Raw genomic sequence first — 16155 nt, forward strand, 5'->3', positions numbered from 1 at the left:
CCCACACTAAAAAGAGTGATGTTGTGAAAGGAGTCTATTTCATGCTTCGAAAAATTTCTCTTTTGCTTTCTATTTGTTTTCTTCTCCACCAAAACATCGCTTACGGTGAAGATAATCAGCAAAGCATATACGAAAAGCGCATGGCACTATATAAAGAAACCGAGCAGTCTTCAGGCATTCCATGGTATTACTTAGCTGCAATGGATCAATATGAAAGAAATATACGGAGCGTAAGAAAAGATATTCCGAAAAAACCAGATGCCATCATTTCCCTTTATTTCAAACCAGAAATATGGGCTGGACCTATTAATAGTAACGATACTCTCCCCCATACAATTTCTCTATTTGGCGGAATAGGTTTAGATGGTGACAAAGATGGATTTGCAAATGCAAATAGCGACCGTGATCTTCTGCATACCGCAGCGACTATTTTAAGGAAACAAGGAACGTCAGAAGACCGTATTAAAATTATGCTCTGGGAATATTATAGACGTGCAAAAACAGTTGATTTAATTAGCGAATATGCCCAAATTTATAAACATTATGGCCGTATTAATTTAGAGGGAAATGCTTTTCCTCTTCCGATCCGTAGTGACCATAGCTACCGTAGTACTTTCGGCGCTGGAAGAAGTTTTGGCGGCAGAAGGATTCATGAAGGAACAGATATTTTCGCCGGATATGGCGTGCCAGTAAGATCGACTTGCTATGGCATTATTGAAACGAAAGGTTGGAACCGCCTTGGTGGATGGCGCATTGGTATTCGCGACCTTCATAACAATTACCATTATTACGCTCATTTAGGCGGGTTCTCAAAAGAAATACAGCTTGGACAAATTGTTGAGCCAGGGAAAGTAATCGGATTTGTTGGTAGCACTGGTTATGGACCTCCTGGTACAGCCGGAAAATTTCCGCCCCACTTACATTTTGGCATATATAAAGACAATGGCTATACAGAATGGGCCTTCGATCCATACATGCATTTAAGCCTTTGGGAACGCAAAGAACGAGCAAATACAAAACGATAACCGTAGCTGCATTGCTACGGTTATTTTTTATCCATTAAAAGCCTGGCTGAGCCGGATTTCACTTTATTTACAACTAACTATCTGTTTTCTTTTTATCAGGTACAGCAACACTTCCACTTCCATAATACGTAGGCACTTCCCCTTGAACGATACGCGTCGCAATCGGAACATTTTGTTTCACCGTTATCTCTTTCGTATGAAATGGAATAATTACTTGCAATGTTACTTCCATTTCCATAACAATTTGAATCGCTGTAGTATTAATCCCATGCGGCTCAATTTTTTGTTTAATATCTGTATTCACATGCCCAATTGGCGTGAAATGAATCGGAATATCTGGTCCTATATTACCAAGAAGCGCATTATCAGTTACACGCCCAAAAGGAACTGCCATAGTCGCCCCGTTTTTTTCAGAAATACCTAGCTCCTTCAACTTCCCTTGTTCTACTTGCTGCAAATATTTTTCTATGTACGTGGTCGTTGACGTTACGATTTCATTTACTTGCTTTGCATTTAAATTAATTGTAGATACTTTTCCGTTTTTATCATTCTGTACTTTCATTAATGAATCTACATCGAATCCTTCATTAATTCGATCCTTTACTGCCTTCGTCATAATTGCCGTCGCCATTTTATGCGTCTCTACTTCCCCATATTTAATTAAGGTCGGCTGAATATTATTATTCACAATCCACAACCCTTGCGTAAGTAATATAACAAAAAGAATAAACGACATAAGCAGTATATACCGAAAGGCAATAGGTCCCCTTCGAAACCGCGAGTTTTTCGAGCGAAATATACTCATAAAAAAACCTCCTTCTTATATCATTTCTATGCAAGAAGGAGGGACGATATATGCTTATCTCATTTTTAATAATGCTTCTTTTCCAATCGTTCCTGCTGGAATGCCTAATGCTTCAGCTCCAGTCGTTACCGATTCTAGCGGCGCTTCAAGAAGTTGTTCAATCGTTCTTACACCAACCGCACGGCCAGCAATAATTCCTCGATCACCTAACTTCTCATTTAAAAGACCTACATCTAATGCACCACACATAATATATCCTTTATCGCTCATTACAGCTAGCAAATTTGTCTTTGGAAGTTTCACGCTAACCGCAATAAACGTATAATTATCAATTATAATTGGCTCCACATTAACCATAGTTCACACTCCTCTCTTTCTTATCTGTATGACAAGAGAAAAATGAGTGTTACAAGTTAACTAGCCTATAGTTTAACGGAAGATTTATAAGTTATTAACATATCTGTTAACACATCTCTAAGTAGTTCTGGCATATAATATTGTTTGTCAGAAAGTGTGGATAGCTCTGGGTATAAGTAGCCAAATGTAAACATATCAATTGTTCCTACTGTATATATACGATCTAATTCCAGCGATTCCCCGTTAATTAATACATCTTCGAGTAAAATTTTATTCCCAGGAATCGTATCTGGAATTACTTCTACACCCGCGTAAATCATTTTCCCCATCACTTTCCCACGAAATCCGAATCCTTTCACCTCAAGATTCTCCATATTCGGCTTACGTGCTTTCAAAATAACTTCTCTTAATATCTTTCCTGGAACTTTCAAAGCACACGGATTAATTGGATGTGGACAAATTCTGTGAATATCTCCGCGCGTTACGACACCCTCTTCTAACCCTTCAAGAAGTACACCAGCATTCACCATGCCAATTTCTGCACCGCACCATGTTTTCAGCGTACTTGCTAACATATAAGAAAACGGCGTCTCATGAAACCAATCAACCTGTAATGACTCTTTTAAATGAACGACAGGCTCTGCCATTATATGCTTACTTTCTTCCTGCAGTATTTCAATTGTGGATAACGGCTCGCTATAAGCACCTAACCGTTCCGTCTTAATCGCTCTACCGTCCTTTTTCAACAGCTTCTTCGTCTCTTTATCCACAGTAAGCTGCACGTGCCCAACGTAACGTCCCCACTTTTCACAGCAACAAAGTAAAGTATTATTCATTAGAACACCACGCTCAAATAAATGATGCGTATGTGCCCCTAAAATAACATCTATATCATAATGCTCTGCCATATACTCATCCATACTTTTTCCAAGGTGAGAAAGGACAACTGTTATATGAGCTTCATCTCTCACTTCTTCTAAAATAGACTCTAAATGGATAAGCGGATCTTCAATATGCCAATCGAGCATTTGATAAAACTCTGGATACGCAACAGTTAACCCGATAAAAGCAATCGTAATCCCATCTGTCGTTGTATGTAATTTATAAGGCTTTGCCCATGATGGACGTACACCTTCTTTTTCAAATAAATTTGCGACAAGTACTTCAAATCCAGCATCATCATAGAGCCGATTTAAATGCTCTTTCGCTAACGTAATGCCTTCATTATTTCCGATCGTTATATAATCATATAACGCCTCATTTAAAAGCTTCGTATTCCCAATCCCATTTGTCGCTTCCGAAATACTATGAAAACGATCCACATGATCGCCGATATCAATCGTCAAAACAGTCTCTCCCGCTTCCTGTCTTCGCTTTTTCTCCCCTAGAACAAACCGAGAAATTTGCGGCCAATTTTCAAAATGACTATGTATATCGTTTGTATGATAAAGGTGGATGATTGTTTCTTTATTTGTATTCAGAGAAAAAACCTCCTCTCAGTTCCTTACTGCCATTTACGCTATGCGTACACAATAATCCTGTAAATACTTTTCGTCTTTTCTTGCTATTTTACATTGTACTCGCATTGTGAGAAAAAGCAAAAGATTGTCCTTTTTATATGAGAAACTTTTGCTAATGCAGGAAATAATTCCAGATAGTGGAGGAAGGGGTGGATTTGTCAAAAAGTTTAATAGAGAATTCAGTAGGTGGTTGTTCAAGTGGATTTGTCAGTATCTTTGTCTTAAACCTAGTCGTTCTCTGTTCTTATAAAATATTTGGGGTATGTGAGGATTTTCTTTTGTCTTATCTTGTCGACAAATCGATATTCCTTGTCGAAACGTTGATATATTGAAATAATCGTTGATATATTCCCGTTTATGATTGATATATTTGAAAAATCGTTGATATATTTAGCTGAACACCCACCCGGGTATCCTCTCCCACGCCAAGACAAATCCGCAAAACAAAAAAGCGCCCTGCACAGCAGGACGCTTTCTTCATACATATATTATCCAGTTCCAGCGGCTAGAATGTTCGGTGACTTCACTTCTTCCTATGAGGCAAAAAGCGCCTCTACGTCAGAAGCTCCATCCCCCTCACATTCTGAACGAGCCGCTTCCACTTTAAATATGTCCAGCTTCGCCTCCTAGACCCTCATGTCTAAGAACCTTCCGCACGAGAAGATAAAAAGCATCTTCTGTGCGAAAGAACCTTAGCCAACGGGTCTGAACAGTCGGCTCCGCATTTCTATTTAACCGATAGAACCTTCCATCTCAAACTTGATTAGGCGGTTCATTTCAACTGCGTATTCCATTGGAAGTTCGCGAGTGAATGGCTCGATGAAGCCCATTACGATCATTTCTGTAGCTTCTTGCTCAGAAATACCGCGGCTCATTAGGTAGAATAATTGTTCTTCTGATACTTTCGATACTTTCGCTTCGTGCTCAAGTGAAACGTAATCGTTTTTGATTTCGTTGTAAGGAATTGTATCAGATGTAGATTGGTTATCCATGATTAACGTGTCACACTCGATGTTAGAGCGAGAGTTTTTCGCTTTTGGTCCGAAGTGTACGATACCACGGTAAGTTACTTTACCACCATGCTTCGCAATCGATTTAGAAACGATTGTTGAAGACGTGTTTGGTGCTAAGTGAATCATTTTCGCACCAGCATCTTGGTGTTGGCCTTTACCAGCAATCGCGATAGATAATGTTAAACCACGAGCGCCTTCGCCTTTTAAGATAACTGCTGGGTATTTCATCGTTAATTTAGATCCGATGTTACCGTCAATCCATTCCATCGTTGCGTTTTCTTCACAAACCGCACGTTTTGTAACTAGGTTGTATACGTTGTTCGCCCAGTTTTGGATTGTTGTATAACGGCAATATGCATCTTTCTTAATGATGATTTCTACTACCGCACTGTGAAGTGAGTTAGTCGTGTAAACAGGTGCTGTACAACCTTCTACGTAGTGTACGTGTGCGCCTTCGTCTACGATGATAAGCGTACGCTCGAATTGTCCCATATTTTCAGAGTTAATACGGAAATACGCTTGAAGTGGTGTATCAACTTTAACACCTTTTGGAACGTAGATGAATGATCCACCAGACCAAACTGCAGAGTTTAATGCAGAGAATTTGTTGTCTGTTGGTGGGATTACTTTTCCGAAATGCTCACGGAAAATATCTTCGTTCTCTTTTAATGCGCTATCTGTATCTTTGAAGACGATTCCTAGAGCTTCTAGGTCTTCTTTCATGTTGTGGTATACAACTTCAGATTCGTACTGTGCAGATACACCAGCTAAATATTTTTGCTCAGCTTCTGGAATACCTAATTTATCAAATGTTGCTTTAATTTCATCAGGTACTTCATCCCAAGACTTCTCAGATTTCTCAGATGGTTTTACGTAGTACGTAATTTCATCGAAATCTAAGTCGTTTAAGTCGCCGCCCCATTGTGGCATTGGCATTTCGTAGAACTTATCCAGTGATTTTAAACGGAAGTCTAACATCCACTGTGGTTCTTCTTTCATACGTGAAATTTCTTCAACGATCTCTTTTGTTAAACCGCGTCCAGCACGGAAAATCGAAACGTCTTTGTCTTTGAAACCATATTTATAATCGCCGATATCTGGCAGTTGCTTCGCCATGTTGGTGTGTCCCTCCTTAGATAACCTCGTTTTTAGGAACCTTTAACATTACTTATCTTCGTTTAAGCCCTTTTCTAACGCTTTCCACGCTAATGTTGCACATTTAATACGTGCAGGGAACTTGCATACGCCTTGTAATGCTTCAATATCTCCTAAATCGATGCTGTCATCGTACTCTTTTCCTAGCATCATGTCAGAGAAAATTTTCGAAAGCTGAAGTGCTTCTTCAATTTTCTTACCTTTTACTGCTTGTGTCATCATTGAAGCTGAAGACATTGAGATTGAACATCCTTCACCTTCAAACTTCGCCTCTTGCACAATACCTTCTTCTACTTTCATCGTAAGTTGAATACGATCGCCGCAAGTTGGATTGTTCAAGTTAACGGTAACACTATCTTCTAACACGCCATGGTTACGAGGATTTTTGTAATGATCCATAATAACTTGACGATATAACGTATCTAAATTATTAAATGACATTTGTGAAATACTCCTTTGTCTTGATTAGCGATTCAACAAATGTATCAATTTCTTCTTTTGTATTATATAAATAGAAGCTCGCACGTGCTGTTGAAGAAGCTTTTAGCCACTTCATAAGCGGTTGTGCACAGTGATGTCCTGCGCGAACTGCAATGCCTTCTACATCTAATACAGTCGCTACATCGTGAGGATGTACGTCTTCAATATTAAATGTAACAAGACCAGCGCGATGCTTTGGACCATAAATTGTAACGCCATCTACTTCTGATAGTCTTTCTAAAGCGTATTGCGCTAATTCATGCTCATGCTTTTCAATATTATCAAGACCGATTTCTTCTAGGAAATCAATTGCTGCACCAAGTCCGATTGCATTACCGATAATCGGTGTACCTGCTTCAAACTTCCACGGAAGCTCTTTCCACGTAGATTCTTGTAAATCTACGAAATCAATCATTTCACCGCCAAATTCAATTGGCTCCATATTGTTCAGCAATTCTTTTTTACCATATAATACGCCGATACCTGTAGGTCCGCACATCTTATGAGCAGATAATGCGTAGAAATCACAGTTTAAATCTTGTACATCCACTTTCATGTGAGGTGTACTTTGTGCACCATCAACGACCATAATTGCGCCATTTTCGTGTGCGATTGCTCCGATTTCTTTTACAGGGTTAATCGTTCCAAGTACGTTTGATACTTGCATAATAGAAACGATTTTTGTATTCGGTGTAACTGTTTGACGAACATCTTCTAAAGAAATTGTACCGTCTGGTTGAAGCGGAAGATATTTTAAAGTTGCACCAGTTTTCTTCGCAACTTGTTGCCACGGAATGATATTACTATGGTGCTCCATGTAAGAAATAACGATTTCATCGCCCTCTTTTACATTTTCAAGACCATAGCTAGCTGCTACTGTATTTAATGCAGTTGTCGTTCCGCGTGTGAAAATAATCTCTTCCATTGATTTCGCGTTAATAAACTTGCGAACTTTCTCACGTGCACCTTCATACGCGTCGGTAGCTTTCGTACCGAGCGTATGAACACCGCGATGCACGTTAGAATTATATTCTTTATAGTAACGTTCTAACGTTTCAATGACTTGAATTGGTTTTTGAGAAGTTGCTGCACTATCGAAATAAACAAGTTGTTTGCCGTTCACTTTTTGATCAAGAATTGGAAACTGTTTGCGTATTTCATGAATATTCATTAGCGAACTTTCCTTTCAATTACCTCAACAAGCTGTGCCTTTACTCCTTCAATTGGAAGCTCATTAACTACAGGTGCTAAGAATCCATGGATGACTAAACGTTCTGCTTCGCGTTTTGGAATACCACGGCTCATCAAGTAGTATAGTTGGACTGGATCTACGCGACCTACTGAAGCTGCGTGACCTGCCATTACATCATCTTCGTCGATTAAAAGAATTGGGTTTGCATCACCGCGTGCTTTTTCATCTAACATAAGAACGCGAGAAGATTGTTGTGCATTTGATTTAGATGCACCGTGTTCAATCTTACCAATTCCGTTAAAGATAGATGTTGCACTATCTTTTTGTACACCGTGTTTTAAAATCCAACCTTCAGAGTGTTTACCGAAGTGAACAACTTTAGTTGTAAAGTTTTGTGTTTGGTTACCACGGCCAATTGTTACTGTTTTCGTATCAGCATATGAACCGTCGCCCATTAAGTTGGTAACATTCTCTGAAATTGTGTTTCCGTCATTCATAAGGCCTAGAGCCCAATCAATACGGCCGTCGCGTCCTACAACGCCGCGGCGGTTAACGTAAGTTGTTACGTCTTTTGCTAATAGATCAACCGCACCGAATTTCACTTGTGCGCCTTGTTCCACGATTACTTCTGCTACGATATTTGCAATACCTTTAGCATTTTCATTTGCAACGTAGTTTTCTACATAAGTTGCAGTACTGTTCGCATCAGCTACGAATAATACGTGGTTATATACGTTAGCTTCTTCGCCGTCTACTAAGAATACAGCTTGAAGTGGAGTTTCAAGAACAACGTTTTTCGGAACATATACGAATGCACCGCCGTTGATTAATGCAGCATGAAGTGCAGTTAGACGATGCTCGTCTACTTTCACGCCGTCTTTCATTAAGTACTTTTGTACTAGTTCAGCATGCTCAGTTGCAGCTGTTACGATGTCTGTGAAAATAACACCTTTTTCTTTTGCTTCATCTGCTAAAGAAACGAACGCAGTTGTACCAGTGCGTTGTACTAATACGCTGTTATTTTCATCGATTAAGTTTTTCACTGCTTCTGGAAGTTCAGTTAAAGAACTTACAGGCTCTTGCTTAGCAGCGTCGCCTTTTCCGATAAAGTCCCATTTGTCAATTTTCGTTTTATCAGGCGTTGGCATTGGAAGTTCAGTTGCTTGTGCAAGAGCTTGTAAGCGGAACTCAGTCAACCAAGCTGCTTCGTTTACTTCGCTTGCGCGTTGACGGATTGTTTCTTGATCGAAAGGTAATGTACCGATTGTCATGTTTATGCTCCTCTCTTACGCTTCTTGCTCTGTTGTTTCGTCTTCAATACCTAATTCTTTTTTAATCCAGTCGTAACCTTCAGCTTCTAGACGTTGTGCAAGCTCAGGGCCACCAGATTTAACGATACGACCGTTCATCATAACGTGAACGAAGTCTGGAGTGATGTAGTTTAATAAACGTTGGTAATGCGTAATCATTAGGCAACCGAACTCTTCGCCGCGCATTTCGTTAATACCTTTAGATACAACTTTTAATGCATCGATATCAAGACCTGAGTCGATTTCATCTAAGATTGCGATTTTTGGCTCAATCATCATTAATTGAAGAATTTCGTTACGTTTTTTCTCTCCACCAGAGAAACCTTCGTTTAAGTAACGTTGTGCCATTTCTGGATCCATTTCTAGGAATTCCATGTTTTTATCTAATGTACGGATAAATTTCATAAGAGAAATTTCATCGCCTTCTTCACGACGTGCGTTAATTGCAGAACGTAAGAAGTCAGCGTTTGTTACTCCGCTAATTTCACTTGGATATTGCATTGCTAGGAATAGACCCGCTTGTGCGCGCTCGTCTACTTCCATTTCTAATACATCTTCACCGTCGATGATGATGCTACCTTCTGTTACTTCATACTTTGGGTGACCCATAATTGCAGAAGATAAAGTTGATTTACCTGTTCCGTTAGGTCCCATAATTGCGTGGATTTCTCCACCTTTTACTTCAAGGTTTACACCCTTTAAAATTTCTTTGCCATCAATTGATACGTGTAAGTCTTTAACCGTTAATGTAGAACCAGCCATCTCAATACCTCCATTAATCCTATATATACATTTTAAAAATTCCTAAAACGTTCATATTCTCATTTTATTCTCATTCTAATTTTATATCAAATAAAATGATATCGCAAACGACGAAAAAAAGTAACCGTTTTTTCACAAATGTATATAAGTATTTCCTTCACATCTTTCTATGATACACCTTTCTTCTTATTTATATAAAGAAAAAAGGACTGGTAATTTTCCAGCCCTTTCCTTATATTTATTCACTTACCGGAAGTACAGCACCTTTATATTCTTTATTAATAAAATCTTGAATTTCTTTTGAATGTAGCACTTCTACTAGCTCTTTAATTTCTTTTTTCTTCTCATCACCTTTACGAACTGCAATGATGTTTGCATACGGAGAGTCTGATCCTTCAATCGCAATTGCATCCTTTGTTGGATTTAATTTTGCATCAATTGCATAGTTTGAATTAATAAATAAAGCATCTCCCTCATTATTTTCATACAATTTCGGTGAAAGTCCAGGTTCAACATCTGTTTTAAATTTTAAGTTTTTCGGGTTTTCTACAACATCTTTTACTGTTGCTTTAACAACATCTACTCCGTCTTTTAATTTAATAACGCCACCTTTTTGTAACAATGCTAACATACGGCCTCGCTCCGCTACGTTATTACTCATAATCACTGTTCCGCCATCTGGTAAGTCTTTTAAGCTTTTATATTTCTTAGAATAAATGCCCATAGGTTCTAAATGGATTTTTCCTGCGTTTACAATTTTATATCCCTTTTCTTGAATTTCTTTATCTAAGTAAGGAATGTGCTGGAAGTAGTTCGCATCAATTTCTTTATCCGCTAAAGCCTTATTCGGCAACACATAATCTTGGAATTTTTTAATTTCTAATTTAATACCCTTTTTCTCTAAAATCGGCTGTGCCTTTTCTAAAATAACAGCGTGTGGCACGTTAGAAGCTCCCACAACAAGCTTATTCTCCTCTTTTCCTCCGCAAGCAGCTAATGTAAATACAGACAACGCTGTAACAACTGACAGTAGAACCTTTTTCATATGATTTCCCCTTCTCCCCAATGGTTATGTAGTTATAAAAAGAGCCGGCATACACCAGCCCTTTTCAGCAATTATTCTTTTACAGGAACAACTGCCCCTTTATATTCTTTATTAATGAAGTCTTCAATTTCTTTAGAATGCAATACTTCTACAAGAGCTTTAATCTCTTTCTTATCTTTATCGCCTTTACGAACAGCTACTATGTTTGCGTATGGTGAATCATTTCCTTCAATTGCAATTGCATCTTTTTCCGGATTTAACTTTGCATCAATTGCATAGTTAGAGTTAATTAAAACAGCGTCGCCTTCTTTATTGTTATACACTTGTGGCAATAAACCAGGCTCGATATCCGTTTTGAATTTTAGATTTTTCGGATTATCTGCAATATCTTTTGGAGTTGCTTTAACTGGATCTATTCCGTCTTTAATTTTTAAAATACCTTCTTTTTGTAAAATTGCTAAACCACGTCCATGGTCAGCAACTGAATTACTCATAATAATTGTCGCTCCGTCCGGAAGCTCTTTTAAGCTCTTATACTTTTGAGAGTACACACCAATTGGTTCTAAATGAATTTTTCCTGCTACTTCAAAGTCATATTTTTTATCTTTAATTTCTTTTTCTAAATACGGAATGTGCTGGAAGTAGTTTGCATCTAAATCCTTATCCGCTAAAGATTTATTTGGTAATACGTAGTCTTGGAATTTTTTAATTTCTAACTCAATTCCTTTTTTCTCAAGTAACGGTTTTGCCTTTTCTAAAATAACAGCGTGCGGTACATTAGAAGCACCCACAACAAGTTTCTTTTCATCTTTATCTTTCCCGCCACAAGCAGCTAACCCAAAAATTGAAGTTGAAATAAGTGCCGTAAGTAACAATTTTTTCATTTGAAGCATCCTCCCGTTTTTTATTATCGTTTATCTATTCGAGTCGTTAAACTATCACCAATCCACTGAATTAAAAATACAACTAGTAATACACAAATTGTCGCAACGATTGTTACATCGTTATTCCCTCTTTGGAATCCTTCTAAGTAAGCAAGTGTTCCAAGGCCACCAGCACCAACAACTCCTGCCATTGCTGTATAGCCTACTAAAGCAATTGTCGTAACCGTAATACCAGATACTAATGCTGGTAACGATTCTGGAATTAACACTTTCAAAATAATTGTGCTTGTTTTTGCTCCCATTGCTTTTGAAGCTTCAATTACACCTTTATCAATTTCGCGAAGTGCGATTTCAACCATTCTCGCGTAGAATGGTGCTGCTCCAATAATTAAAGCCGGCAAAGCTGCACTTGCTCCAAGAATTGTTCCAAGAAGAATCTTTGTGAATGGGATTAATAAAATAATTAAAATGATGAATGGTATAGAACGGAATATATTTACGAATGCTCCAATCACCGTATTAATTGATTTGTTTTCCCATAAATTATCTTTTGCTGTCATGAAGAGTAACAATCCTAAAATGAGTCCTAAAACAAATGTCGCAAGAGCTGCGATTGCCGTCATATATAACGTTTCACCAGTTGCTTCTAACATTTGATTCCAATCAACATTTGCAAGTAACTTATCCATGTGCAATCACCTCCAGCTCTACTTGATCTTGATGAATTCCTTCTATTGCTTGCTGGATCGCTGTTTCCTCACCATTTAAATGAACGACTAAACTACCGTAAGAACCGTTATTCGTTTGTGCGATATTTCCTTGCAAAATGCTAACTTCTATATCACTGCGTTGCATCAATCGTTGAAGCACTGGTCTTTCTACAGCCTCACCGATAAACTGCAAACGAATTACTTTTCCATCTGGATATTTTTCAATTAAACTTTCAATCGTTTCATTTGTATCTTCAGAATCCGTTAACTGCTGTACAAATCGTTTCGTAATATCTTGCTTCGGATTACGGAATACATCAAGTACTGGACCTGTTTCTACAATCTTTCCTTTCTCCATTACCGCAACACGATTACAAATCTTTCGAATTACGTGCATCTCATGTGTAATGAGTACAATTGTTAAACCAAGGCGCTTATTAATGTCTAATAGTAAATCCAAAATTTGATCTGTCGTTTCCGGATCAAGAGCTGACGTTGCTTCGTCACATAAAAGCACTTGTGGATTGTTAGCTAATGCTCTTGCAATCCCAACGCGTTGCTTTTGTCCCCCGCTCAGCTGAGATGGGTACGCGTCTCCTCTTCCTTCTAATCCAACAAGATGAATTAATTCATCAACACGTTTTCTTCTCTTCGCTTTATCAACACCTGCAATTTCAAGTGGAAACTCTATATTTTCACGTACTGTTCGTGACCAAAGTAAGTTGAAGTGCTGAAAAATCATTCCAATTTCTTGCCTTGCCTTACGAAGTTCGCTTCCTGTAATTGCTGAAATGACACGATTTGCAATTGTAATTTGGCCAGAAGTTGGTTTCTCCAACTGATTGAACAATCTAATTAAAGAACTTTTTCCAGCGCCACTATATCCGATAACACCAAATATTTCACCTTTATCTATTTTTAAATTGGCGTTATCTACAGCAGTGACATCACCGCTTTTCGCCTTATATATTTTCCTTACATTCTCTAATAGAATCATGATGTTCACCCCTTTTTTGTTTAGGTCGACTCCGCAATTTTTTATTTTTAATGCGTGTAGTCCACTGTTATCATTACTTTTATTATTTGAATGTCCTCCACATTCAAACAATAAAAAAACCTTTCTGCTTTAGAGAAGCAGAAAGGTTTTTATGCGTATATAACAACATTATCCCTCTCTCTCATCTCTCAAAGCATTTGCTTTGCAGGAATTGGCACCATTTCAACATAAGTTGACGGTTGCCGGGCTTCACAGGGCACAGTCCCTCCACCTCTCTTGATAAGAGAAATCAGATTCAATTTTCGTCTGATTTGAAATTTATGAAATTGTCTATATTTTATGACTTGAATTGTATCAATATACACTCACCATGTCAACAGAAATTTTCGCAAAAAATGAAACTTCAGAATTTTAAGCACCTACTGACATCGGTTTACATATATGAAACATCGATTCCACTAATAACATCGTTCGGTACGTTCCCGAATATTGTACACGTCCATCATTCATTAGCATTTGCAATCGTACATTTCCATTCACCAATTGTTCTATATCCTTTTCATCTAAGCAAATGATTTGTTCCGTTCCTCTTTCCTCATGTACCAACTCTATATAATCTCTTGAAATTTGTAACGAACAACTTTCATCTCCAAAGCGAAAATTAACAGTTTTTTCTTCTTGTCTTAAAAGCGGTTCTAAATGATATTGACCATTAGCGTAATTTACAAATGATTGAAGCAAAGAATATAATCTCACCCTAAATCACATCCTTCATATCACTTTCTATTACATATCATTCCCTCTCACTAAAGAGCAATCCTGTTATTTTCGCTCGACAAATACTGTATCCATCCTGCATCTCGACATATTTCCCAAGAAATATGTCGAGGCGGCAAAATTTTTGCCGCCTACTTTAATTCCGTATATAAATATTCAACCGAATGAAATGCGTATATCTTCTTCATCAGTGTCCCATTTTCAAAAACAAGTAAACAAGGTACACTTTCAATCCCATACTCTTTTGCTAAATGCGGAGCATAATTTAAATCTAACATCCCAATTTTCAAATCTTCAATTGTCATCTCAACCACTGTTAACATCTTTTTTGCTAATTGGCATGTTCCACACATTGGAGTATATACATATAATACTGTTTTTTCTTCGTTCTCTATTAGGGCTGTAGCTTCGGCTCCTGTCCAATCAATCACTTCTATCATTCCTTACCGTAAATATTCTGTATAAACGTCAATGTCGGCTCCCCATAATACATTTGCTAAGTGTGTAGATGGCGCAGTTGCCACTTCTCGGTACGAGCGATCAATATAGATATGCTCGGCTTGCGGGAATTCTTTTCGAAATTGTTTCCTTAACTTTTCTCCAGCATCATCAGCATCCACTAGCACATACACTTCCTTATCAAAAAATTGATCAACGAGCTCATCCATTTTCGACAAACCAATTGTACCATTTGTACAAACAATTTCCACCGGTTCACGAATAATAGATTCAATCTTTCTTCTATCTGATGTACCCTCTACAATAATGACTTTTTCTACATAAATCATATGTCATCACCCGATCACCATATACTATACAACCTTGAACTTAGTATATAGTATATTCGTTATTTTCATGTTGTTTCCTGTTTATTTTTGCAAAAGAAAAGCGCAAGCGGCTCGTTTAGATTGTGAAGACTTATGAAACCTTACCAAAAAACAGTTTTTCTCATAATAGCTTATTTATTTACATATAACTTGAATTTCATTATTTCACAAAAAATAAAAAAGGACAGCACAAAGGCTGTCCTTTAGTCGACTATAATTAGTCTTGGTTTGTCATTTCTGCATATTTTTCTGCAGTTAATAACTTCTCAACTTGGCTTGCATCAGAAAGTTCAACTTTAACCATCCATGCACCCTCGTATGGAGATTCGTTAACAAGTTCTGGTTGGTCACTTAATTCTTCGTTTACTGCTACAACTTTACCGCTTACAGGTGCGTATAACTCAGAAACTGTTTTAACAGATTCTACGCTTCCGAATGGCTCGTTAGCTTCGATTGTTGCACCTACTTCAGGAAGTTCAACGAATACGATATCGCCTAGCTCACCTTGTGCAAAGTGAGTGATACCGATAACAACTTCATTACCTTCAGTTTTTACCCATTCGTGTTCTTCAGAGTAACGTAAATTATTTGGAATGCTCATGACTGTACCTCCAGTGAATGTATTAATTATGTAAAAATACCTTATTGGTACTTTTTCCACACACTTTCAAACTGCTCTTCGTTAAAACCAAGTGTTACATTCGTTCCATCTGTTACAATTGGACGTTTAATCAACATGCCATCAGATGCTAAAAGCTCATACATTTCGTCTTCGCTTGCATCTTTCAACTTATCTTTTAGACCAAGTTCACGGTAACGCATTCCACTTGTATTAAAGAATTTTTTTAATGGTAATTCACTTTTTTCATGTAAATTACGTAAATCTTCTTTTGATGGTGGATTTTCAACAATATGAATCATCTCATATGCTACATCGTTTGCCTCAAACCATTTCTTTGCCTTTTGACATGTGCCACACTTTGGATATGAATAAAATGTTACTGTCATAAATTCACCTACTTTTTTACTAACCTTTACCTTTATCATATAGAAAACGTTTTATTATTTCAAACCATTATTCGCTAAACTTTTACTTATTTCGTGATAATTTTTAATAATCCTGCGGATTTTTCTTATTTTTCCGCCATTTGTTAAGAAAAAAATAAATATATAAATTTTTTAGATTCTGCACCAAACATATATCTTAAACAAGCGTTTGATTAATTCTCCATTTTCTTTCTTAACCTTTGAACTACAGGAGTTTCTTTCTACCGAACATACAGCTTAAACAAACGT

18 protein-coding genes and 1 riboswitch are annotated in these 16155 nt (G+C 37.6%); of the genes, 1 reads left to right on the forward strand and 17 read right to left on the reverse strand.

Going from position 1 to position 16155, the window contains the following annotated elements; all coding sequences use genetic code 11:
- Positions 1 to 41: 41 nt before the first annotated feature.
- Entirely contained in the window at positions 42 to 1025 is a 984-nt protein-coding gene (locus ACUL40_RS17200) for a M23 family metallopeptidase (protein WP_000944663.1), read from the forward strand.
- 73 nt (positions 1026 to 1098) lie between these two features.
- Here the strand turns inward: ACUL40_RS17200 and yunB are convergent, their stop codons facing one another.
- The 17 genes from yunB to ACUL40_RS17285 all read right to left on the reverse strand — a co-directional run bounded on the left by yunB (position 1099) and on the right by ACUL40_RS17285 (position 15867).
- Complete coding sequence (gene yunB / locus ACUL40_RS17205) at positions 1099 to 1830, reverse strand: sporulation protein YunB (RefSeq protein WP_445422806.1); 732 nt, start codon at positions 1828 to 1830, stop codon at positions 1099 to 1101.
- 54 nt (positions 1831 to 1884) lie between these two features.
- Positions 1885 to 2187 carry a YunC family protein gene (locus tag ACUL40_RS17210; protein ID WP_000248466.1) on the reverse strand — a complete coding sequence of 101 codons (303 nt, stop codon included), beginning with the start codon at positions 2185 to 2187 and terminating at the stop codon, positions 1885 to 1887.
- Positions 2188 to 2252: 65 nt separating this feature from the next.
- Positions 2253 to 3668, reverse strand: a complete 1416-nt coding sequence (locus ACUL40_RS17215; RefSeq protein WP_445423159.1) for a bifunctional metallophosphatase/5'-nucleotidase — start codon at positions 3666 to 3668, stop codon at positions 2253 to 2255.
- Positions 3669 to 4438: 770 nt separating this feature from the next.
- Complete coding sequence (sufB, locus tag ACUL40_RS17220) at positions 4439 to 5836, reverse strand: Fe-S cluster assembly protein SufB (RefSeq protein ID WP_001118827.1); 1398 nt, start codon at positions 5834 to 5836, stop codon at positions 4439 to 4441.
- A gap of 48 nt (positions 5837 to 5884) precedes the next feature.
- A complete protein-coding gene (gene sufU, locus ACUL40_RS17225; protein WP_000009523.1) occupies positions 5885 to 6316 on the reverse strand; it encodes a Fe-S cluster assembly sulfur transfer protein SufU in 432 nt (143 codons plus the stop codon).
- A complete protein-coding gene (sufS, locus tag ACUL40_RS17230) occupies positions 6306 to 7526 on the reverse strand; it encodes a cysteine desulfurase SufS (protein WP_001020767.1) in 1221 nt (406 codons plus the stop codon). Before sufS ends, sufU begins: the two co-directional genes overlap by 11 nt.
- A complete protein-coding gene (sufD, locus tag ACUL40_RS17235; RefSeq protein WP_000152167.1) occupies positions 7526 to 8818 on the reverse strand; it encodes a Fe-S cluster assembly protein SufD in 1293 nt (430 codons plus the stop codon). Before sufD ends, sufS begins: the two co-directional genes overlap by 1 nt.
- Before the next feature lie 15 nt (positions 8819 to 8833).
- Complete coding sequence (sufC, locus tag ACUL40_RS17240) at positions 8834 to 9619, reverse strand: Fe-S cluster assembly ATPase SufC (protein WP_000929160.1); 786 nt, start codon at positions 9617 to 9619, stop codon at positions 8834 to 8836.
- A gap of 238 nt (positions 9620 to 9857) precedes the next feature.
- Positions 9858 to 10664 (reverse strand): methionine ABC transporter substrate-binding lipoprotein MetQ, encoded by an 807-nt coding sequence (metQ, locus tag ACUL40_RS17245; protein WP_000757013.1) that lies wholly within the window; start codon positions 10662 to 10664, stop codon positions 9858 to 9860.
- Between the two features lie 71 nt (positions 10665 to 10735).
- On the reverse strand, positions 10736 to 11548 hold the full coding sequence (gene metQ / locus ACUL40_RS17250; RefSeq protein WP_000735099.1) for a methionine ABC transporter substrate-binding lipoprotein MetQ: 813 nt from the start codon (positions 11546 to 11548) through the stop codon (positions 10736 to 10738).
- Positions 11549 to 11571: 23 nt separating this feature from the next.
- Positions 11572 to 12237 carry a methionine ABC transporter permease gene (locus ACUL40_RS17255; protein WP_000359401.1) on the reverse strand — a complete coding sequence of 222 codons (666 nt, stop codon included), beginning with the start codon at positions 12235 to 12237 and terminating at the stop codon, positions 11572 to 11574.
- Complete coding sequence (locus tag ACUL40_RS17260; RefSeq protein ID WP_074047573.1) at positions 12230 to 13255, reverse strand: methionine ABC transporter ATP-binding protein; 1026 nt, start codon at positions 13253 to 13255, stop codon at positions 12230 to 12232. The genes ACUL40_RS17255 and ACUL40_RS17260 overlap by 8 nt, the downstream gene beginning before the upstream one ends.
- Positions 13256 to 13433: 178 nt before the next feature.
- Positions 13434 to 13541, reverse strand: a riboswitch (SAM riboswitch).
- Between the two features lie 125 nt (positions 13542 to 13666).
- Positions 13667 to 14011: a hypothetical protein gene (locus ACUL40_RS17265; protein ID WP_001242139.1), complete on the reverse strand. Its 345-nt coding sequence runs from the start codon at positions 14009 to 14011 to the stop codon at positions 13667 to 13669.
- Positions 14012 to 14163: 152 nt separating this feature from the next.
- Positions 14164 to 14472 (reverse strand): thioredoxin family protein, encoded by a 309-nt coding sequence (locus ACUL40_RS17270; protein ID WP_002008881.1) that lies wholly within the window; start codon positions 14470 to 14472, stop codon positions 14164 to 14166.
- 3 nt (positions 14473 to 14475) lie between these two features.
- Complete coding sequence (locus tag ACUL40_RS17275) at positions 14476 to 14820, reverse strand: toprim domain-containing protein (RefSeq protein WP_000640870.1); 345 nt, start codon at positions 14818 to 14820, stop codon at positions 14476 to 14478.
- Between the two features lie 256 nt (positions 14821 to 15076).
- Entirely contained in the window at positions 15077 to 15460 is a 384-nt protein-coding gene (gcvH, locus tag ACUL40_RS17280) for a glycine cleavage system protein GcvH (protein WP_000026897.1), read from the reverse strand.
- Between the two features lie 41 nt (positions 15461 to 15501).
- A complete protein-coding gene (locus ACUL40_RS17285) occupies positions 15502 to 15867 on the reverse strand; it encodes an arsenate reductase family protein (RefSeq protein ID WP_000218968.1) in 366 nt (121 codons plus the stop codon).
- Positions 15868 to 16155: the final 288 nt, after the last annotated feature.

The organism is Bacillus sp. KNSH39 (assembly GCF_052656585.1).